The sequence below is a fragment of the Pseudoalteromonas sp. JB197 genome, from assembly GCF_002332205.1.
Lineage (GTDB): Bacteria > Pseudomonadota > Gammaproteobacteria > Enterobacterales > Alteromonadaceae > Pseudoalteromonas > Pseudoalteromonas nigrifaciens.
Window position 1 is genome coordinate 651,256 of record NZ_NRGZ01000001.1, and the last position, 21,860, is coordinate 673,115.

Genomic DNA, 21,860 nt, shown 5'->3' on the forward strand with positions numbered 1-21,860 from the left:
AGTCAAGGACTCAAAGTAAATGGTTAATATATACAACACACTAACGCGACAAAAAGAGCAATTTAAACCAATGGTCGAAGGCAAAATCGACATGTATGTGTGTGGTATCACCATTTATGATTACTGTCATATTGGGCATGCGCGTACCTTTGTTGGCTTCGATGTGATTGTTCGCTACCTTCGCCACATTGGTTACGATTTAAAATATGTGCGTAATATTACCGATGTTGATGACAAAATAATTAAACGCGCTAACGAAAATGGCGAGTCAATAAACGACTTAACTGTGCGCATGACGAAAGCCATGCATGAAGATTTTGATAGTTTAAACATGTTACGCCCCGATGTTGAACCAACAGTAACTGCGCACATGGATGAAATTATTGAAATGGTTGAGCGCTTAATTACCAAAGGCCATGCTTATGTTGCTGCCGATGGCGATGTATTGTTTGATGTTTCTACCTTTGAGCAGTACGGCGCATTATCGCAGCAAGATTTAACCATGCTGCAATCAGGATCGCGTGTTGAGGTTGCTCAGGATAAAGACGATCCGCTTGATTTTGTATTGTGGAAAAAAGCCAAAGCGGGTGAGCCATCATGGTCATCTCCATGGGGCGAAGGGCGTCCAGGTTGGCATATTGAATGTTCTGCTATGAGCTCAAAGCATTTGGGTGAGCATTTTGATATTCATGGTGGGGGTTCTGACTTACAGTTTCCGCATCACGAAAACGAAATTGCACAATCGTGCTGTGCAAATAATGGCAAGTATGTAAATACTTGGATCCACACGGGTATGGTGCAAGTAAATAAAGAAAAAATGTCTAAATCGTTAGATAACTTTTTTACTGTGCGTGAAGTGTTAAAACAGTACGATGCAGAATCAGTACGTTACTTTTTAATCTCGGGCCATTACCGCAGCCAGCTAAATTATTCGCAAGAAAATTTAGATCAAGCTCGCTCATCACTTGAACGTATTTATACAGCACTTCGTGGGGTTGAACCGGTAGCGTGTGAGCTTGATGACAACGAGTATGTTATTAAGTTTAGAAAGGCGATGGATGATGACTTTAATACACCAGAAGCATTACCTGTGTTGTTTGAGCTAGCTAAAGAGCTAAACCGCGTAAAAGATATTGATAGCCAGCAAGCAGGGCAGTTAGCATTTATACTAGGTAGCATAAGCGAAGTGCTAGGTGTTGCTCAGCAGGACCCAGAAGCCTTTTTACAAGGTGGGCAAGACGATGATGAAGTAGCACAAATTGAAGCGCTAATAGTTAAGCGTAACGATGCGCGTGCTAGTAAAAACTGGGCTGCTGCTGATGAAGCGCGCGATGCACTTAGTGCGTTAGGCGTAATACTAGAAGATTCAGCCGGTAAAACCACTTGGCGTAAAGCGTAATTGGTTTATTTCAAAAATAATAACTAACTTTATTAGTTGCATTAAAAAGGGTTGCCAAGTGGCAACCCTTTTTTGATTCTGTTAGCGCTTAGCTATGATATTTTTCACACGCTTCGAGGGTGTTTTCAATCAAGCTTGCCACTGTCATAGGGCCTACACCACCAGGTACAGGGGTAATAAAGTCAGCTTTTTGCTCAGCAACACTATATTCAACATCACCCACTAACTTACCGCTATCTAAGCGGTTAATACCTACATCAATAACAATCGCACCTTCTTTAACCCAGTCACCAGGAATAAATTCAGGTTTACCAACTGCAACCACTAATAAATCGGCCCGACGAACATGGGTTTCTAAGTCTTGTGTAAACTTATGACAAACAGTGGTAGTGCAACCAGCTAACAATAGCTCTAGTGCCATAGGACGCCCTACAATATTAGATGCACCTACAACCACAGCATGCAATCCTTTATAACGCACACCCGTTGAGTCAAGTAAGGTAATAATACCTTTTGGTGTACAAGGACGAAGGGCTGGCATACGTTGGGCTAGTCGGCCTATATTGTAAGGATGAAAACCATCTACATCTTTATGCGGGGTAATACGTTCAAGAATCTTTTCTACATCAAGACCTTCAGGTAAAGGGAGTTGTACTAAAATACCGTCAATTTCTTGATCGTTGTTTAATTCATCAATTAACTCTAATAGTGTTTGCTCAGTGGTATTTGCTGGTAAATCAAAAGATTTAGAGATAAAACCAACTTCTTCACAGGCTTTACGTTTTGAGCCAACATAAACCTGACTCGCAGGGTCGAGTCCTACAAGCACTACTGCAAGACCGGGCGCACGAAGGTTTTGTGCTACTCGCTCTGAAACGCGTTGTGCAACTGCGCTACGTACTTGTTTTGCTATTGCTTTACCATCAATGATGTTTGCCGTCATGGGTGACCTTTAATTAGGGTTAATTAACTTGATACAGATACTTAAAATGGATATACAAAAAATAGGGGTAATGTAATAAAGAAATACTTACTTTATTAAATCCATTTTTAATATGTTTACTATTTTCGCAGAAAAGCACTAAAGCGCCAAGTTGCTTTTAGCTAATAGCGTATTTGATTATACAAAATAGTCTAAATTTCAGCCGGCTATTAGGTTATTCTGGCTATTATGAACTAAAAGTGAGCAATTGAATTGTTTTCTTAAAAAAACGTTTGACCTAACCCAGCCAAATCACTATTATGCACCCCGTTGTCAACGAGGTCACTCGCTAACAATTATAAGCATCGGCGATTAGCGCAGTTTGGTAGCGCACTTGGTTTGGGTCCAAGGGGTCGCAGGTTCAAATCCTGCATCGCCGACCACTTTCTTAAGTAATTAAGCTAAGTGGATATTATTTGGGTATTAATGCAATAGTACATTTGCACAAAGCCATTGTACTTACGTAATTAGCTTATTGGTAAACTATGAAGTTTTCGATGCGCCCATAGCTCAGCTGGATAGAGCAACGCCCTTCTAAGGCGTGGGTCGAAGGTTCGAATCCTTCTGGGTGCACCATTTGAAAACAAGTAAATGCCGTGGTGATTGTAGCTCAGTTGGTAGAGCCCCGGATTGTGATTCCGGTTGTCGTGGGTTCGAGCCCCATCAGTCACCCCAATTTACAAAGAGTATCGGCGATTAGCGCAGTTTGGTAGCGCACTTGGTTTGGGTCCAAGGGGTCGCAGGTTCAAATCCTGCATCGCCGACCATTTTCTTATAAATGGTCTTAAATACAAAGTTTAAGTATTCAAAAGTTAAGTATAAAAAATATATCGGCGATTAGCGCAGTTTGGTAGCGCACTTGGTTTGGGTCCAAGGGGTCGCAGGTTCAAATCCTGCATCGCCGACCATTTTCTTTATTAACAATAATAAATGAAAATGGTTTTGATATTACACGCACTACTCACTTCAAAATCAGTATTATCGAGCACTTTGTTAAAGCAGAGATTGTTAATATTCGAAAATAAATAATAAAAATTCACTAATAAACTATTTTAGAACTTATAAACTATAACTTTATACTTTTGATTAGCTGCTAAATTAGCCTGTTTTTTATTCGCTTGATTACTAATAACACAATTGTGCTTCAAAAAATTGTTTCCTACACTCGACTATCATCAATATTACGTTATAATGCCGCGTCTATTATTTTAATATAGTGCCCGCAGGGCAGAGCAGCAATGGTATCTGGTGGTAGCGACGAATGTTTTTAAGCCACAAAGGTTTAAATTTTATCAAGACTCCTAAAGATGACTTTGTGTGTAAAGAAGGCGAACAGTCGCCAAAATTGAAGATTGAGGTAAATCATGCAAGTTTCTGTTGAGACGACCCAAGGCCTTGAGCGCCGTCTGACCATCACCGTTCCTGCAGAGAACGTTGAGAATGAAGTAAAAAAACGCTTACAACAACTGTCAAAAACGCAGCGTATTGATGGCTTCCGTGCTGGTAAAGTTCCAGCATCAGTAATTAACAAGCGTTTTGGACCAGCAGTTCGTCAAGAAGTTGCTGGCGAAGTAATGCAACGTAATTTCTATGAAGCAATTGTTTCAGAAAAAATTAACCCAGCTGGCGCACCAACATTTGCTCCAAAAGCACTTGAAGCTGGTAAAGATTTAGAGTTTTCGGCTACGTTTGAAGTTTACCCTGAAGTTGAAGTTCAAGGTTTAGACAAAATTACAGTTGAAAAACCAGCCGTAACAGTAACTGACGAAGATTTAGCTAACATGCTAGAAACACTTCGTAAGCAACACGCAGACTGGGCTGAAGTTGATACAGCTGCTGGCGAAAACGACCGTGTAACGGTTGATTTTGTAGGTACTATCGACGGTGAAGTATTTGAAGGCGGCAAAGCTGAAGACTTCCCATTAGAACTTGGCCAAGGTCGTATGATCCCAGGTTTTGAAGATAATATCGTAGGTAAAAAAGCAGGCGAAGAAGCAATTGCTGACGTAACTTTCCCTGATGATTACCATGCTGAAAACTTAAAAGGTAAAGCGGCTCAATTCACTATCACAGTGAAAAAAGTTGAAGCGCAAGAGTTACCTGAATTAAGCGAAGAATTTGCAACTAAATTCGGTGTTACCGAAGGTGGTGTTGACGCGCTTAAAGTTGAAGTTAAAAAGAACATGACACGTGAGCTAGACCAAGCGGTTAAAGCTAACGTTAAAGATCAAGCTATTAAAGGTCTTTTAGCGAACAACGAAATTGAAGTGCCTAAAGCACTAGTTGATCAAGAAGTTGACGCATTACGTCAGCAAGCTGCTCAACGTTTTGGTGGCGATGCGCAAAACATGCCTGAGCTTCCTGCTGAATTGTTCCATGAGCAAGCAGTAACACGTGTTAAAACTGGCCTTTTATTAGGTGAAGTGATTAAAGCTAACGAGATTAAAGTTGACGACGCTAAAGTTGAAGCATTAATCGCAACGGTAGCTTCTGCATACGAAGATCCAACTGAAGTAGTAGAATACTACAAAGCGAATGATCAACTTATGCAGCAAATGCGTAATGTAGCAATGGAAGAGCAAGCTGTTGAGGCTATCTTAGCTAAAGCAACTGTGACTGACGTTGAAACAGCATTTGACGACATCATGAATCCACAGCAAGGTGCTTAATAAGTCATTGACTTAAGTGCTTGCTAACGATTAAATGGCTCGTGTTACTCTGTTTATGCAGTGTGCTCGGGCCATTTTAGTTTGTGGTTCTTAATTTGCGAAAAATGATAACTATGCTTTTCTTTAATAAGGACAAGTATAAGCGCATAAGGAATTAAATAAGTATGAATATTGGTATTACAGATCCCCTAAACGCATTGGTCCCTATGGTTGTTGAACAAACACCTAAAGGCGAGCGCTCGTATGACATTTATTCGAGATTATTAAAAGAGCGTATTATCTTTTTAACGGGTCCTGTTGAAGACAACATGGCAAACCTGATTTTAGCGCAAATGTTGTTCTTAGAATCAGAAAACCCAGATAAAGATATCTTTTTATATATAAACTCACCAGGTGGTTCGGTTACTGCGGGTATGGCAATTTACGACACAATGAACTTCATTAAACCAGATGTAAGTACAATTTGTGTAGGTCAAGCTGCTAGCATGGGTGCTTTTTTACTTACCGCTGGGGCAAAGGGCAAACGTTTTTGTCTACCGAACTCGCGCGTAATGATCCACCAACCATTAGGTGGTTTCCAAGGTCAAGCATCTGACTTTGAAATACATGCCAAAGAAATCCTGTCTATTAAAGACAAGCTAAACCGCTTAATGGCTGAGCATACAGGCCAACCATTAGACGTGATTTCTAAAGACACTGATCGTGATAACTTTATGAGTGCTGATCAAGCTGTAGATTACGGCATTGTAGACTCAGTATTTAAAAATCGCGCTAGCAAGTAAGCGTTTGGCAAACAGCTAGGCTGTTTGCCACTTTGAGTTACTATGCGAAAAAATTAAATTTTGGTATAGTTAAAACGTATTGAAATAGCCATCGACCAATTTGGTGGCCAACGTATAAAATGAGGTAGCTGAATGTCTGACACTCCTACAGACGGCGACAAAAGTAGTAAATTGTTATACTGTTCTTTTTGCGGCAAAAGCCAACATGAAGTACGCAAATTAATTGCAGGCCCTTCAGTATATGTTTGTGATGAATGTGTAGAGTTGTGTAACGATATTATCAGAGAAGAAATAAAAGACATTGCGCCTAAGCACGATGCCTCTGACAAACTACCTGTACCAAAAGAAATTCGTAAACACTTAGACGACTATGTTATTGGCCAAGACCATGCTAAAAAAGTATTGTCTGTAGCGGTATACAACCATTACAAACGCCTACGTAATCAGTCGACTAAGCAAGATATTGAACTAAGTAAAAGTAATATCTTATTAATTGGTCCTACAGGTAGTGGTAAAACATTACTAGCAGAAACGTTAGCACGCTTATTAGATGTGCCGTTTACTATGGCCGATGCAACCACATTAACCGAAGCGGGTTATGTGGGTGAAGATGTTGAAAACATCATTCAAAAGCTGTTACAAAAATGCGATTACGATGTAGAAAAAGCACAACGTGGTATTGTTTACATAGATGAAATTGATAAAATTTCTCGTAAATCAGACAACCCGTCAATTACGCGTGATGTATCAGGCGAAGGCGTGCAACAAGCACTACTTAAACTGATAGAAGGCACCATAGCTTCGGTTCCACCACAAGGTGGCCGTAAGCACCCACAGCAAGAGTTTTTACAAGTAGATACGTCTAAAATCTTGTTTATTTGTGGTGGCGCATTCTCAGGTCTTGATAAAGTGATTGAGCAACGTAGCCATAAAAATACCGGTATTGGTTTTGGTGTTGATGTTAAAGAGTCTGCAGCGAGCCGCTCTTTAAGTGATACATTTAAAGACGTAGAGCCAGAGGATTTAGTTAAGTACGGCTTGATCCCTGAGTTTATCGGCCGTTTACCGGTAGTTGCTACATTAACTGAACTTGATGAAGCTGCACTAATACAAATTTTAAGTGAGCCTAAAAACGCCATTACTAAACAGTTTTCAGTATTGTTTGGTATGGAAGATGTTGAGCTTGAGTTTCGCGATGATGCCTTAGCTGCAATTGCCCACAAAGCAATGGAGCGTAAAACAGGTGCTCGTGGTTTGCGTTCAATCGTTGAAGGTGTATTACTTGATACTATGTATGAGCTACCTTCTATGGATAATGTAAGCAAAGTGGTTATAGATGAAACCGTAATTAAAGGTGAATCAGACCCAATTTTGATTTATGAAAATAATAATCAAGATAAAGCAGCATCTGAGTAGTTTTTAAGCTATTTGATTTAAAAAGGAGCCTAAGGCTCCTTTTTTTTATAATTAATTTAATTGAGTACGGGAAAATCGTTGAACTTTAATTAGGTTATCCCCATATACTTGAGTAATCTTTAAAATAAATGAAGTGCAAAGAGAAATATAATGACGCTTGAGAGAACCGATCGAGTCGAAATCCCAGTATTAGCACTGCGCGATGTAGTGGTATACCCGCACATGGTGATCCCGCTTTTTGTAGGCCGTGAAAAATCAATAAAATGCCTTGAAGCGGCAATGGATAAAGACAAACAAATTTTCTTGGTTGCCCAAAAAGATGCAACCGTAGATGAGCCTGAGCAAGATGATATTTATCGTGTTGGTACTATTGCCACTGTACTTCAGTTATTAAAGTTACCAGACGGTACAGTAAAAGTTTTAGTAGAAGGTACGCAGCGCGCAAAAATTGAAGAATTTATTGATAGCGAAGAATTTTTTGTAGCTAATGCGCAGTTTATTGAATCAGAATCAATAGATGAGCATGAGCAAGATGTGTTTATTCGCAGCGCAATTAGCCAATTTGAAGGCTATGTAAAACTCAATAAAAAAATCCCACCAGAAGTACTTACTTCGGTTTCGGGGATTGACGATCCGGCGCGCCTTGCCGATACCATGGCAGCTCATATGCCATTAAAAGTGCCTGAAAAACAAAAAGTATTAGAAACCTCAAGTGTTACCGAACGCTTAGAATACTTAATGGCGCTAATGGAAGGCGAAATAGATTTACTGCAAGTTGAGAAAAAAATACGTAGCCGCGTTAAAAAGCAAATGGAAAAATCACAGCGCGAGTATTACCTCAATGAGCAAATGAAAGCGATTCAAAAAGAGCTCGGTGAACTTGATGATGTGCCAGATGAGTTTGAAGCGCTGAAAAAGCGTATTGAAGAGTCGGGCATGCCAACCGAAGCAAAAGAAAAAGCGACGGCTGAGTTAAGTAAGCTAAAAATGATGTCGCCAATGTCGGCAGAAGCCAGTGTAGTGCGCTCATACATAGATACACTAATTAGTGTACCGTGGAAAAAACGCTCAAAAGTTAAAAAAGATTTAGCTGGCGCGCAAAAAATACTTGATAGCGACCATTACGGCTTAGAAAAAGTTAAAGAACGTATTTTAGAGTACCTAGCGGTGCAACAACGTACTAACAAGCTTAAAGGGCCTATTTTGTGTCTAGTAGGGCCGCCTGGTGTGGGTAAAACCTCTTTAGGTCAATCTATTGCACGCTCTACCGGCCGTAAGTATATTCGTATGGCGCTTGGCGGTGTACGTGATGAAGCTGAAATTCGTGGCCATCGTCGTACTTACATTGGCTCAATGCCAGGTAAAATGATTCAGAATATGACAAAAGTGGGCGTTAAAAACCCATTGTTTTTACTTGATGAAATCGACAAAATGTCATCAGACATGCGTGGTGATCCCGCATCTGCATTACTTGAGGTGTTAGATCCTGAGCAAAATAGTCATTTTGCCGATCACTACCTAGAAGTTGACTACGATTTGTCGGATGTGATGTTTGTTGCTACATCAAACAGCTTTAACATTCCAGGGCCGTTACTAGATCGAATGGAAGTTATTCGTTTGTCGGGTTACACCGAAGATGAAAAACTAAATATTGCTAAACAGCACTTAATTACCAAGCAAGTTAAGCGTAATGGCTTAAAAGAGCATGAAATTGAGATAGCCGATAGTGCCATTACCGGTATTATTCGTTATTACACGCGTGAAGCGGGTGTACGTAATTTAGAGCGCGAAATATCTAAACTATGTCGTAAAGCGGTTAAAAATATTTTAATCGAAAAAGACACCACAACAGTCACTATCGATGAGCACAACCTAGAGGACTTTTTAGGGGTGCAGCGCTTTGATTACGGTAAAGCAGAAGACGGCGACCGTATTGGCCAAGTTACAGGCCTTGCATGGACTGAAGTGGGCGGCGACTTGCTGACTATTGAATGCGCCGCAGTACCAGGTAAAGGTAAGCTTAGCTATACCGGCTCATTAGGTGATGTAATGCAAGAGTCGATACAAGCAGCCATGACAGTAGTACGAAACCGAGCGGAAGAGTTTCGTATTAACAGTGATTTTTATGAAAAGCGCGATATTCATGTACACGTACCTGAAGGCGCAACGCCTAAAGATGGTCCAAGTGCAGGTGCTGCTATGGTAACTGGTTTAGTGTCGAGCTTAACGGGTAATCCGGTACGTGCCGATGTTGCAATGACAGGCGAAATTACATTGCGTGGTGAAGTACTACCAATTGGTGGCTTAAAAGAGAAATTATTAGCAGCGCATCGCGGCGGTATTAAAACGGTTATTATTCCAAAAATTAACGAACGTGACCTAAAAGAGATCCCAGACAACGTATTGGCTGGCCTCGATATTCACCCAGTTACATGGATTGATGAAGTATTAAAACTTGCTTTAGTGCACCCAGTTGATAGTTTTTCAGTCGAAACGCCGAAAAACCGATAAAAAACGCTAAAAAAGTGCTTTTAGGGGCTTTTCAAATCTAAACGGTATGATAAGTTAAGCACTGGTTTTCAAGCCTAGCCCTTATGGTTACTAGGCTTAAGAAAAATATAATCGTATGAGCATAATAGTTTGCTCTAAATTTTCAAAACAGTGATGTTAGTAAAAAACAATCGCTCTTGATAACAACAATTAAAGAGGATGATATTGTGAATAAATCTCAATTAATCGATCAAATCGCAGCTGATGCTGACATTTCTAAAGCGGCTGCAGGTCGTGCACTAGATTCATTTATCGAATCAGTTACTGGCGCACTTAAAGAAGGCGACTCAGTTGCACTTGTTGGTTTTGGTACTTTTTCAGTTCGTGACCGTGCTGCACGTTCAGGCCGTAACCCACAAACTGGCGAAACAATTCAAATTGCTGCTGCAACTATCCCTGCATTTAAAGCAGGTAAAGCACTAAAAGACGCAGTAAACTAATCACTGTTTTAAACACATTAGTTGTGGCGAGTGTAAAAATACTTAATGACCACAGAAGATGAATTAAGTAACTTTACCGCCAGTTACTTCAAGTGAAAAAGCGTATCTGGTAAGATACGCTTTTTTTACATATGACAAGGTAAAAACCTTGCTCAGAAAAGAGATAAACAAATGCTTGAGAAAATCAGAGAAGGTTCGCAAGGACCTATAGCCAAAGTAATTTTAGGCGCCGTGATTTTATCTTTTGCTTTAGCAGGAATTGGTAGTTACCTAGGTCAAACCACAGAACAACCTGTTGCTGAAGTAAATGGTATTAAAATTAGTCAAACCGAATTTAATCGTGCGTTTCAAAATGAACGAGGCCGATTAGAGCAACAGTTTGGTGAATACTTTACCCAAATTGCAGCCGATCCAAATTACATGGCGCAAATACGCCAAGGTGTAATTGACCGTTTAGTACAACAAGAACTGCAAACTCAACTAGCGGCAGAGTTAGGCCTTCGTGTAAGCGATGAAAGTGTAAGACAAACCATTTTAGAATTACCTTATTTTAAAATTGGTGAAAGCTTTAACAACGACCGTTACTTGCAAGTTATTCGTCAAATGAACTTTCAACCAGACTCATTTCGCGAGTACTTACGTAAAGACATGACACGCAGCCAGCTTGTATCTGCTGTTGCGGGAAGTGATTTTGCGCTAAAAAATGAACTTGAGAGTGCCATTGCTCTACAACAACAAACGCGCAGCATTGACTACCTAGTAGTTAATAAAGAAGCAATGCAAGACAGTGTTGTAGTGAGTGAGCAAGAAATAGCTGATTACTATGAATTAAATAGCGGCCAGTTTTTATCTCCTGAGCGTTTATCGGTTAATTACATAGAGCTAAAAGCGCAAGATATTACAGTTGCTTCAGTAACTGAAGATGAAGTAAAATCCTATTACGAACAAAGTAAAGCGCAATACGTTGAGCCTGAAAAGCGTCGTGTTTCGCATATTTTAATTGATAACAGTGAAGACGATGATGCAGCTAAAGCAAAAGCAGAGTCTTTATTAGCGCAATTAAATCAAGGTGCTGATTTTGCCGAGCTAGCAGAATCATCGTCTGATGATATTGTAAGTGGCGAAATGGGTGGCGATTTAGAGTGGATAGAACGTGATGTAATGGATCCTGTTTTTGAAGACGCAGCATTTGCGCTCGAAAATAAAGGTGACTACTCAGACGTTATAGCATCAGAATTTGGTTACCACATTATTAAACTAACCGACCTACAGGCGCAGCAAGTAAAAGCCTACGATGATGTAAAAGCAGATTTACGTGCAGAACTAGAAAAAGCTGAAAAAGTAGATGCATTTTACGAAAAGCAAACAGAAATGGCCGCGCTTGCGTTTGAAATTTCAGACCGCTTAGTTGATGCAGCAGAAGCCGCGGGTGTAGAGATTAAGTCTACTCCACTTGTAGCGCTAAATGAGCTACCAGAGCCGTTAAACAGCCCTGCAGTTATTACAGCATTAACATCAGTTGATTTACTTGAAGATAAAGTAAACTCAGAGCTGATTGAGTTAGGTAATGAGCATGTTATTGTGGTGCGTGTTAATGAACATGAGCCAGCTGCCACTAAAGCACTAAGCGATGTAAGCGAGCAAATTAAAGCCAGCTTAGTTAACGAGAAAACATCAGCGCTTGCTAAAGAAAAAGCCCGTACACTCTTTGCAGAAGTACAAGCAGGCAAGAGTTTAAATGACGTTGCCGCTGAGCAAAACTTAACAGTTCGCCAAGAAGCGCAGTTAACGCGTCAGAGCTATACTGTTTCGCCAGCTATTGTGACGCAAACATTTAAAATGGCTCACCCAACTGATTCAGCAATCGTTGAGCTAGTTAATTTAAATAATGGTGATGCTGCGATTGTTGCGCTTAAATCGGTAACGAACGCTGAAGTTGCAGATAATATTGACCCACAAATTCAGCAAAACATTACCATGGCACAAGCCAACAAAAACTACATGGTGTTTATTGAGTCATTAAAAGCTCAAGCGAAAATTAACTTACCAAATGTAGCGCAAGCCGCAGAGTAAAATTCGTAATAAAATAATTAAAAGGCGCTTTTTAAAGCGCCTTTTTTGTTTGTAAAAAAGCAGCTATTAGGAAAAGTAGTTATTACTAAAAGAAGGCGCCAGATATCAGTAAGTGATTAACCGAATTTGGTATTTAGGTTTACAGTTGAAATATTTTTAATGCAGACACCCACCCTAATATTTGTAATATCAGTGTAATTAACTATGCTCTGGTTAGTTCAATAATCAAGCAGGGTGCAACATGGCTATCGCAAGAAAACGTCAGGTTAGTTTGGTCGATACAAAATACTATCACTGTATTTCGCGCTGTGTACGCCGTGCATTTTTATGCGGCGTAGACAACTTTACTAATCAATCGTATGAACATCGCAGAGGGTGGGTTGAAAGCAAATTACTTGCCCTCGCTAACGTATTTTGTATCGATGTGTGCGCGTATGCAGTAATGAGCAATCACACTCATTTAGTACTCTATGTTGATGATAAAAAAGCCAAGCGACTAACCGATAAAGCCATTATTCAGCGGTGGCACAGGCTTTGTAAAGGCACTGTACTCACTAACAAATATCTGCAAGGTGAAGAGCTAAGTAAAATTGAATGGCTCTTTCTAAATGAAACAATCATTGAATACCGAGAACGCTTAGCTAATATCAGTTGGTTTATGCGCTTATTAAATGAAGACATTGCGCGCAGAGCTAATAAAGAAGATAACTGTACCGGCCGCTTTTGGGAAGGACGCTTTAAATCACAAGCCCTCTTAGATGAAGCCGCATTAATCGCCTGTATGGCATATGTTGATTTAAACCCAATAAGAGCAAAGGCAGCAACAACACCAGAAACATCAGACCATACCAGTGTAAAAATACGCATTGAAAGCGCCACTGCAGGTAAGCAACCGAAGCAACTTCTACGCTTTTCAGGTAAACCAAAAAAGCAAATGGCAAAAGGATTACCCTTTGCGCTTAAATCTTACCTTGAACTAGTAGAATTAACCGGGCGTTGTATACGCGAAGGTAAAGCAGGCTATATCGAAAGCAGCACTTTCCCCCTGTTACAAAGAGTAAACATTACCCCCGAAAACTGGCTAAAACTCACCACGCAATTTAGTCGCGTATTTCATGGTGCAGTAGGTCGCCCAGCGTCGCACGAAGGATACTGCGAACACCTAAACAGAAAGCGGCGCGCCAACGTTAGTAACTGCGAAAAGCTACTGGCTTAAAGCGTTACTTCAAAAAGTTACCCGTTATTTCCCTTCACTGTGAAAGCACAGTATTTTGCATGCCTAAAAATGAATAAAAACAGTGTTATTTGAATATTATTTTAATAAGCAGAGAGATTGTCAAAGCTAAGGGGATTTTAAGCTCAGCAATGTTTATTTAGATAAACACCAAAGGGATTAATTATTAGAGTGGGTGTCATTTTAATTTTTTAACATTTTAGTTTTTCAGACGTTTAGGTTTAATTATGTTATAAATCAAACCTAAACGCGTACACTTTTACGTATTGAAGTTAGTTTTTCTTGGATTGTCTCATCAACAACTCAATAATTTTTGCGTTATTTTCGATTGGGGATTTTGGAATATTGCTTCGGTGGGGCCGTATTCAACAATTTCGCCTCGTTCTAGTACTACCAGTTGGTCGCTAATATGGCGGACTAAACTAAGGTGATGGGTTATTAATATATAGGTTAATCCAGTTTCTAGTTGTAGCTTTAGTAATAAATTAACTATTTGTGCGCGTACAGAGGGGTCTAGAGATGAAAGTGCTTCATCGAGTACAACAACCTTAGGATCTAATATAAGTGCGCGAGCAAGCGCTACACGCTGTAATTGCCCTATGCTGAACATGTGCGGATAATATTGTTGATGATCTACTAATAACCCCACTTTTAACATGGTGCTGTCTATTTTTTCGGCGCGTTGTTGTTTGTCAAAATCGGTATTAAATTGCAGGCAATCATCGAGCATGTCGGCAATAGTCAGTGCCGGGTTTAGCGAGGTTGCTGAGTCTTGAAAAATCATTCTGATATGGCGACATTGTGGATCGCGAATGCCGTTATTTTCGATTATGTTGTTTTCGAGTAAAATTTGCCCGCTATCAGCGCTATCGGCTCCGGCAAGTAATTTTGCTAGGGTACTTTTTCCGGCACCCGTTTCACCAATTATGGCTATGGTTTCGCCTTTGCCAACACTAAACGAAATATTTTTAAGTACTGCAAATTTTTTACGGCTAAATAATCCAGCCCGTAAATTAAAGCTTTTTGATAATGCTTGTACTTTTAGTAAGGGTTGCACTATTTCATCTCCTTGATCAGCGGAAAATGACACGCATAACTATGCCCTTGGTGTTTAGTTAGCTTTGGCGCAATAACACATTCTCTTTGTGCTTGTGGGCAACGCGGCCCTAACCGACAACCAATTGGTAAATGTTGCAGCGTAGGAATGGTGCCTTTAAGCGCGTAAAAAGGCTCTTTATGCGCCAAACCATGTTCGTAATCGGGTAGGCTTTTTAGTAGTGCTTGCGTATAAGGGTGGCGTGGTTGGCTAAAAATACGATGCGTTGGGCCTGCTTCAACCATTTGTCCACAATATAAAACATGAATAGTATGCGACCAGTTAACAATTTCTTCTAGCTCATGAGAAATCATTAAAATAGACATGTTTTTTAACTGATTTAAGCTTTTTAACAATCTAAATACTTGTGCACGGGTGGTGCTTTCAAGTGCGGTGGTGGGCTCATCTGCAATTAATAATTTTGGCGTACGCGCAATTGCCATAGCAATCATCACTTTTTGGCACACCCCTTCTGAAAGCTCGTGGGGGTAGCTGCTAAGTATTTCTTCGTGGTTTTTAATACCGACTTTATGAATAAGTGCTTTTACTCTGTCCTTGCGCTCGCGATTACGCTTTAAGAAAAACCCTTTACTTGCTACCTCAGGTAAGGTTTCGGCTATTTGATCAAATATTTTAGCGGTAGGGTCAAGGCAGCGACTCGGATCTTGATAAATCATGGCTATGTCTTGGCTCACTACTTTACGGCGTTGTTCTGGGGTTAAACGCATTAAGTCTACCCCGCGCCAATGCACTCTATCAGCTGTTATTACCCAGCGTTCATTAAGCACTCCTACAATTGCTTTGGCGATTAAGCTCTTTCCAGAACCAGATTCACCCACTAAAGCATGTACTTCGCCTTCTTTTAAGCTAAAGCTCACTCTGTCTACGGCCCTAATAACGGTTTCAGAGGTATGTAATTCAATGGTTAAGTTTCGAACATCAAGTAATTGCATTTAATCAGCCTTACGCGCTTGTAAAACTTGGCGAAGTCCATCGCCTACTAAGTTGGTTGACAGTACCGCTAAAAACAACAGTACGCCTGGTAGGGCTACAGTCCAGGGAGCTAAATATATAAGCCCTAGGTTTTCGGCTAAAATTGCACCCCATTCGGTTGTAGGTGGTTGCGCGCCTAATTTTAAAAAACCTAAAGCGGCTATATCTAAAATAGCAGTAGAGAGGGCCATGGTAAAAATAACCACTATATATTCATATATATTAGGGTAAATCCCTCGCGACAATATATGCCAATTAGAGGCGCCATCGAGCCGATAAGCGGTGATGTAATCTTTACTCAGCTCATCTACAATTAAGTTGCGAATAGAGTGAATAAATTGCGGCAGCAGTGCCAAAATAATTGCCCATACGGTATTCATTAAACCTGGGCCTAATATCGCTATAATAATAATTGCCAGCAACAACGACGGAATAGAAAGCGTTATATCCAGTAAGTGATTTAAAAAGCTGGAGCGAAGCCCGCGACTAATACCAGCAAAAGTGCCTACGAGTAAGCCAATGACAGTGGTTAAAAACGCTGCAATAATTGATAAGCCAAATGTATACGTTGCGCCGTTCATTAATCTAGAAAGCACATCGCGGCCTAAATCGTCTGTGCCTAAAAGAAAACGTACGTCACCCATTTCGCGCCACGAGGGCGGAATAAGTAAGGCATCACTATGTTGCTGATTAACCCCATAAGGGGCTAAAAAAGGCGCACTGGCAGCCAGTAAAGCAAAAGCAATAAACACCCATAAACCAACGAGTGCAGGGTGGTTGGTTTTAAATTTTCGCCATAGCCGTGCTAGGGGCGATTTATTCGACTCTTCAGAAAATAAGTTAAACTTTGCCATGAGCTTGGTTCCGTGAGAGTGGGTCGAATAGAGTATAAATTAGCTCTGCGATTATGGTGGCAAAAATAATAAATAAAGAAACTGCCATTAAGCCACCTTGTATAGCGGGGTAATCACGCTGATAAATACTATCAATTAACCAGCGGCCAATCCCAGGCCACGAAAAAATAATTTCAGTGATCATTGCCAGCGTAATAAGCGTGCTAAATTGTAAACCAATTTGCTTAATTACCGGTAACAATGCATTACGCAGTGCATGGTGTATTATAAGTTGCCTGCGATTAAGGCCTTTTGCGCGCGCTGTTTTAATAAAGTTTTGATCCATTACTTTAAGCATAGATTCGCGAGTAAAGCGTATTAATACCGTAGTGGGGTACATAGCCAGTACTATGGTAGGCAAGGTAAGGTGGTGTAAGGCGTCAATAAAAGCCATGCCCTGGTACGGAAAGCTTGCCAAGCTAATATCAATTAAAATAAAACCTGTAGTGGGTGGTATTTCATAGAGTAAGCTCATTCTTCCTGACATTGGAAACCAACCCAGTTGCAATGAAAATAGCATAATGAGTAATAATGCTAACCAAAAAATAGGCATGGAATAGCCTATCATAGTGGTAGAGGAAATAAGCTTATCGGGCCATTGTTTATAATAAGCAGAGGCTAATATGCCTGTAGGAACACCAATAACAACCGAAACAAACAGCGCGTATATACTAAGCTCGAGTGTGGCAGGAATTAAGTCGAGTATTTGCGAAAACACGCTATCTCCAGAGGCAAACGACAGTCCCCAATCACCTTGCAATATACGCCCTAAAAAAGCGATATATTGCATAAAATAATTACTATTATATAAATACTTATCTTCTAACTGGGTGTATTGCGCAAAGTTATTACTGGGAATACCGCTTAAATTACTTAATGCATCGCCAGGAAATAAAAAGCTCAGTAAAAAAGTAAAAACGCTAAGCATTAATACCATAAAAACAAATAAACCAATGCGGCGTAAAATATAATCTAAGCGCATTATTTTTTCCTCGCATTAGCAAGCGAAATAGCACCAAATGGGCCGAGCGTTATGCCCTCTACATCAGCACTGCTTGCCTGAAAACGCATGCCGTGGGCTATTGGTATTAAAGGTAGCTCATTAATAATCATGCTTTGTGCAGCGTCATAATATTGTTTACGCAGTGCTATATCGGTTGTACTAAGCGCTTGGTTAAGTAAAGAGTCAAATTGTGGGTTACACCAATTTGCGGCATTTTTACCACTAAAGGTGGCCGTGCAACTTAGCAAAGGGCTAAAAAAGTTATCAGGGTCGGGCGTATCGGCAGCCCAGCCAAGTAGTACGCTGTCGTGTCGGTGCTCGCCAACACGCTGAATAAAGGTATTCCATTCGTATTCTATAATACTCACTTTAACCCCTATTTTACGTAAATCACTTTGCATTAGCTCGGCCATTTTACGGGCATTAGGATTATAAATACGACTGACTGGCATGGCCCAAATGTTCATGTTAAAGCCATTAGGTAAGCCAGCTTCAATAAGTAATTTTTTGGCTAAAGCAGGGTCAAAATTTGGAATGTTAGCTTGTGGTTCAAACGCCCACGAGGTGGGTGGTAAAATTGATTGAGCGCGAATACCATTGCCGTAATACACAGCCTGCATTATTTTATCTACGTCAATTGCATGAGCGAGTGCTTGTCGTACTCGTATATCGTCAAAAGGGGGGCGCTCAGTATTAAATGCCCAGTAGCCAATATTTAAGTTAGTTTCTTTTTCTACATTAATGTCGTCGCGCTGGGCTAAAATACTCAATTGCGCGCTACTTGGATGAGCAGTGACATCACATTCTTTGGTGAGCATTTTAGCTATACGCGTGGTGCCGTTAGGGGTAATGTCGTAAACCAATTGATCCAGTACCACGTCGTGTTTCCAATAAACTGGGTTTTTATAAAAGCGCACTAAATGGTCGCGCCTATACTCTTTATAAATATACGGGCCTGTGCCTACTGGGTAGTGATCAAACAAATTGGTTTGTTCGCTGGCTTTTAGTTGCATGGCATATTCTTGTGACAATACAACAGCAAAATCGGTGGCCATATTGGCTAAAAAGCTACTTTCGGCATTAAACAACTCAAACCGTACTTGATAGTCAGACACACGTACAATTTTACGAATAAGCTGATCAATTCCTACACTCTGAAAGTAAGGATAATTAGCATCGCCAACAAAGTGATACGGATTATAAACATCAAATAAGCGGCTAAAAGTAAAAATAACATCGTCGGCGTTAAAATCCCGCGACGGCGTAAAGTACGCCGTGGTATGAAATTTTACGTCTTTACGTAAGGTAAAAGTAATCGATTTACCGTCTTTACTCGTTTTCCAATCGGTGGCTAATTCACTTTGAAATTCAGCAGTAACAGGGTCAATGCTAATTAGGCGGTCGTATAATTGATTGGCAATAATATCTATAGTTGAGCCTGTTGTAGTTACCTGCGGATTAAACGACACAGGGTTTGCTTCAGCGCAATAAACTAAGCCTTGGTTTTTTTCTTTTAAGATTTCTTCTTTACTATCTATACACCCTATAAGGCTGGTTGATAGCAAAGCAAGTAATAATTTATGCACCTGCGTAACCTCTAACTATTATTGAACTATAACTAAGTAAACTGAAACTCACCCCTTGGTGTCGCTTGGGTATAGCAAGTTATATTTTTTCAGATAGCCACGTAATTGATGATACGTCAAACCCAGTACTTCTGCAGTTTTCTTTTGATTAAATTGGCTATGCTCTAAAGCTTTGTTAATCATTAAAATTTCAAAGTCGTTAGAGAGTTTTTTTAAGCTACATGGAAACTCAGTATTAATAGGCGCTGCACTTGGTAGTGCTTGAGCAACCGGCGCTGCGGCAACCGCTGGCTCAGGAGTATTAATGTTATTATTAACAAAAGCAGTGGGCTTTACTCGTGGTTTTGGCCTAAAACGGCTTTCAAATGGGTCTAAAATAATCTGATGAACGGGGATCTGTTCACTCCCATGGCGATACAAACTGCGCTCAACCACATTTTTTAGCTCTCGAATATTACCAGGCCAATCATAACTAAGCAGTGTTTCTGTGGCACTACGGGTAAAACCGCTAAACAATTGCCACTCTAAATCGCGCGCCATATTCATTGCAAACTGCTCTGCAAGCAGCATTATATCGCCTTGGCGTTCACGCAGTGGGGGAAGGGTTATTACATCAAAAGCCAGGCGGTCGAGCAAATCGCTTCTAAACTCACCTTGCTGTGCTAAATAAGGTAAATCTTCGTTAGTAGCGCACACTAAACGCGTATCTACTTTTATTGTTTGTTTACCGCCTACACGCTCAAATTCACCGTACTCTATTACGCGTAGCAGTTTTTCTTGTACCATTTCGGAGGTGTTTGCTAGCTCATCTAAAAATAAAGTACCGCTGTTTGCACGTTCAAAGCGGCCTTCGTGGCGTTTACTAGCGCCAGTAAAAGCACCACTTTCATGGCCAAATAATTCACTTTCGAGCAGGTTTTCGTTAAGCGCCGCACAGTTGAGCTTTACATAGTTTTGATCCCAACGTTTAGATAAAAAGTGTAAACGTGCTGCAATTAACTCTTTACCTGTGCCACGCTCACCAATAATAAGCACTGGTTTATCTAGGTTAGCTAACTGCGATACCTGATCAAGTACCGATAAAAAGCTATCAGATTGGCCGAGTAAGTTATCTTGTTGGCGATATTGGCTCATATTTCCTAACTCTTAGTCATTTTTACTAACAGTTAGTGTATTTCATAATGGGAGATAACTAAAGTAATTTGTAATTTGAGTTTAACTCTATGAATAAATTATGTATTTTAACTTTTATAAAGTTGGCAAGCATATTGATACAGTTATAGCAGACAAACTAAGTTTAAATTATAGAGGTAAATGTTATGGGAATTTTTTCACGTTTTGCAGACATTGTTAATTCTAATATCAATGCCATTTTAGATAAAGCAGAAGACCCAGAAAAAATGGTTCGTCTGATTATTCAAGAAATGGAAGACACCTTGGTAGAGGTTCGCTCTACGTCAGCTAAAACACTCGCTGAGCGAAAAGAATTAGTACGTCGCGTTGATACACTTAAAGCGCAAATGAATGATTGGCAAGACAAAGCTGAACTAGCGCTAAGCAAAGATCGTGACGATTTAGCACGTGCCGCTTTACTCGAAAAGCAAAAGTCAGCTGAAGCTGTAGCCTCAGTCGAGGGTGAACTTGAGCATGTAGGCTCACACATCGAAAAGTTACAACAAGAAGTAACCACGCTACAAGAAAAGCTAGCAGATGCTAAAGCTCGTCAAAAAGCGATTATATTACGTCAGCGTTCGGCTGAGTCGCGCCTTGAAGTTAAAAAAGCACTTGATAGCTCAAAGGTAGAAGATGCACTTAATCGTTTTGAGCGTTACGAAACTAAAATAGATGGACTAGAATCTCAAATAGAGTCGTACGATTTAGGCAAAAAAACCTTAGCAGATGAAATTGCCGAACTGCAAAAAAACGAAAAGGTAGACGATGAGTTAGCTGAGCTTAAAAAGAAGCTAGCAGATAAGTAACGTATAGCTAACGCATACCAATAATAATATAAGGGGCCCATGTGCCCCTACTTAAAACACTAATACGGATAGTCAGGAGAGGGTTATGTTTGATCCAGAAATACTCGTAGCACCATTTATTTTATTTATGATTTTTGTAGCGCCATTGTGGTTAATATTGCACTACCGTAGCAAAAAACAAGTAAGCCAAGGGTTAAGTGAACACGAGCATCGCCAGTTATTAGAGCTTGCTCAAAAAGCCGAAAAAATGGCAGACCGAGTCGAAACACTCGAAGCATTACTTGATCAAGAGTCGCCACAGTGGAGGCGTAAAGTATGAGTACCAAACGTGAATTATTAAGAGATCCGCAGCGCGGAAAAATAGCCGGCGTATGCGCTGGGCTAAGCGATTATTTTAATATGGAATTATGGTTAGTTCGTATTATATTTGTTAGTGCGGTATTACTAACTGGCGGCCCTTTATTTGTGGTAGCGTATATTGCAGCCTGGTTTATTTTAGATAAAAAAGAACCCACTAGCGCCTATAAAACAAATTCAACTAACTATGGCGATCCGCTAGAAGTGAAATTTAAAGTATGGCAAAAAGGCGAGCCACCGCGCCGCGCATTGCAAGACTTAAAAGAGCGTTTAACACGCGTAGATACGCGCCTACAAAATATAGAACGCTATGTTACTTCTACTGAATTTACGGTGAGCCGTGAAATTAACAAACTTTAAAGGATTTAATAGCACGGCAACTACACATTAAACAGTAAGTGAAGTGCT

General features: G+C 40.3%; 17 protein-coding genes, 5 tRNA genes and 1 pseudogene. 16 read left to right on the forward strand and 7 right to left on the reverse strand.

The genetic code is table 11. The annotated features are described in order from the left end of the window. The first annotated feature begins 19 nt into the window (after positions 1–19). Positions 20–1,399: a cysteine--tRNA ligase gene (gene cysS / locus CIK86_RS03040; protein ID WP_086993300.1), complete on the forward strand. Its 1,380-nt coding sequence runs from the start codon at positions 20–22 to the stop codon at positions 1,397–1,399. A gap of 88 nt (positions 1,400–1,487) precedes the next feature. Here the strand turns inward: cysS and folD are convergent, their stop codons facing one another. Continuing rightward, a complete protein-coding gene (gene folD, locus CIK86_RS03045) occupies positions 1,488–2,342 on the reverse strand; it encodes a bifunctional methylenetetrahydrofolate dehydrogenase/methenyltetrahydrofolate cyclohydrolase FolD (RefSeq protein ID WP_011328722.1) in 855 nt (284 codons plus the stop codon). 345 nt (positions 2,343–2,687) lie between these two features. On the opposite strand from folD, the gene CIK86_RS03050 reads away from it, so the two are divergent. The 12 genes and pseudogenes from CIK86_RS03050 (at position 2,688) to CIK86_RS03105 (ending at position 13,527) form a co-directional block, all read left to right on the forward strand. Next, positions 2,688–2,764, forward strand: a tRNA-Pro gene (locus tag CIK86_RS03050). 116 nt (positions 2,765–2,880) lie between these two features. Then, positions 2,881–2,957: transfer RNA gene (locus CIK86_RS03055), tRNA-Arg, on the forward strand. Between the two features lie 23 nt (positions 2,958–2,980). Then, a tRNA-His gene (locus CIK86_RS03060) sits at positions 2,981–3,056 on the forward strand. A gap of 15 nt (positions 3,057–3,071) precedes the next feature. Then, a tRNA-Pro gene (locus CIK86_RS03065) sits at positions 3,072–3,148 on the forward strand. 64 nt (positions 3,149–3,212) lie between these two features. Then, positions 3,213–3,289, forward strand: a tRNA-Pro gene (locus tag CIK86_RS03070). Positions 3,290–3,745: 456 nt separating this feature from the next. Continuing rightward, positions 3,746–5,050, forward strand: a complete 1,305-nt coding sequence (tig, locus tag CIK86_RS03075) for a trigger factor (protein WP_011328721.1) — start codon at positions 3,746–3,748, stop codon at positions 5,048–5,050. Positions 5,051–5,214: 164 nt separating this feature from the next. Further along, positions 5,215–5,832, forward strand: a complete 618-nt coding sequence (gene clpP, locus CIK86_RS03080) for an ATP-dependent Clp endopeptidase proteolytic subunit ClpP (protein WP_011328720.1) — start codon at positions 5,215–5,217, stop codon at positions 5,830–5,832. Positions 5,833–5,964: 132 nt separating this feature from the next. Further along, the gene (gene clpX, locus CIK86_RS03085; protein ID WP_011328719.1) at positions 5,965–7,248 is read left to right on the forward strand and encodes an ATP-dependent protease ATP-binding subunit ClpX; all 1,284 of its coding nucleotides are present in this window, start codon (positions 5,965–5,967) and stop codon (positions 7,246–7,248) included. Positions 7,249–7,398: 150 nt separating this feature from the next. Further along, a complete protein-coding gene (lon, locus tag CIK86_RS03090; RefSeq protein WP_011328718.1) occupies positions 7,399–9,759 on the forward strand; it encodes an endopeptidase La in 2,361 nt (786 codons plus the stop codon). 170 nt (positions 9,760–9,929) lie between these two features. Then, positions 9,930–10,238: pseudogene (locus CIK86_RS03095) on the forward strand (HU family DNA-binding protein); the annotation flags it as partial. Positions 10,239–10,409: 171 nt separating this feature from the next. Then, on the forward strand, positions 10,410–12,311 hold the full coding sequence (locus CIK86_RS03100; RefSeq protein WP_086993301.1) for a SurA N-terminal domain-containing protein: 1,902 nt from the start codon (positions 10,410–10,412) through the stop codon (positions 12,309–12,311). Positions 12,312–12,552: 241 nt separating this feature from the next. Continuing rightward, positions 12,553–13,527, forward strand: a complete 975-nt coding sequence (locus tag CIK86_RS03105; RefSeq protein ID WP_096317082.1) for a transposase — start codon at positions 12,553–12,555, stop codon at positions 13,525–13,527. A gap of 313 nt (positions 13,528–13,840) precedes the next feature. On the opposite strand, the gene CIK86_RS03110 is transcribed toward CIK86_RS03105, so the two are convergent. The 6 genes from CIK86_RS03110 to pspF are packed head-to-tail and all read right to left on the reverse strand — an operon-like array spanning position 13,841 to position 20,250. Continuing rightward, the gene (locus tag CIK86_RS03110) at positions 13,841–14,602 is read right to left on the reverse strand and encodes an ABC transporter ATP-binding protein (protein ID WP_011328713.1); all 762 of its coding nucleotides are present in this window, start codon (positions 14,600–14,602) and stop codon (positions 13,841–13,843) included. Beyond that, positions 14,602–15,594: an oligopeptide/dipeptide ABC transporter ATP-binding protein gene (locus CIK86_RS03115; protein WP_011328712.1), complete on the reverse strand. Its 993-nt coding sequence runs from the start codon at positions 15,592–15,594 to the stop codon at positions 14,602–14,604. The genes CIK86_RS03110 and CIK86_RS03115 overlap by 1 nt, the downstream gene beginning before the upstream one ends. Beyond that, positions 15,595–16,488, reverse strand: coding sequence for an ABC transporter permease subunit (locus tag CIK86_RS03120; protein ID WP_011328711.1), 894 nt, complete (start codon positions 16,486–16,488; stop codon positions 15,595–15,597). Beyond that, entirely contained in the window at positions 16,475–17,509 is a 1,035-nt protein-coding gene (locus CIK86_RS03125; protein WP_086997931.1) for an ABC transporter permease, read from the reverse strand. The genes CIK86_RS03120 and CIK86_RS03125 overlap by 14 nt, the downstream gene beginning before the upstream one ends. Further along, positions 17,509–19,116, reverse strand: coding sequence for an ABC transporter substrate-binding protein (locus CIK86_RS03130; protein WP_011328709.1), 1,608 nt, complete (start codon positions 19,114–19,116; stop codon positions 17,509–17,511). Before CIK86_RS03130 ends, CIK86_RS03125 begins: the two co-directional genes overlap by 1 nt. A gap of 48 nt (positions 19,117–19,164) precedes the next feature. Next, on the reverse strand, positions 19,165–20,250 hold the full coding sequence (gene pspF / locus CIK86_RS03135; protein ID WP_086997934.1) for a phage shock protein operon transcriptional activator: 1,086 nt from the start codon (positions 20,248–20,250) through the stop codon (positions 19,165–19,167). A 185-nt stretch (positions 20,251–20,435) separates the two neighbouring features. Between pspF and pspA the strand changes: the two genes are divergently transcribed. From pspA to pspC, 3 genes are all read left to right on the forward strand, one after another. Then, the gene (gene pspA / locus CIK86_RS03140) at positions 20,436–21,095 is read left to right on the forward strand and encodes a phage shock protein PspA (protein ID WP_041454499.1); all 660 of its coding nucleotides are present in this window, start codon (positions 20,436–20,438) and stop codon (positions 21,093–21,095) included. Positions 21,096–21,180: 85 nt separating this feature from the next. After that, positions 21,181–21,414 (forward strand): envelope stress response membrane protein PspB, encoded by a 234-nt coding sequence (gene pspB, locus CIK86_RS03145; protein ID WP_011328706.1) that lies wholly within the window; start codon positions 21,181–21,183, stop codon positions 21,412–21,414. Then, positions 21,411–21,812: an envelope stress response membrane protein PspC gene (gene pspC, locus CIK86_RS03150; RefSeq protein ID WP_011328705.1), complete on the forward strand. Its 402-nt coding sequence runs from the start codon at positions 21,411–21,413 to the stop codon at positions 21,810–21,812. Before pspB ends, pspC begins: the two co-directional genes overlap by 4 nt. The last annotated feature ends 48 nt before the right edge of the window (positions 21,813–21,860 follow it).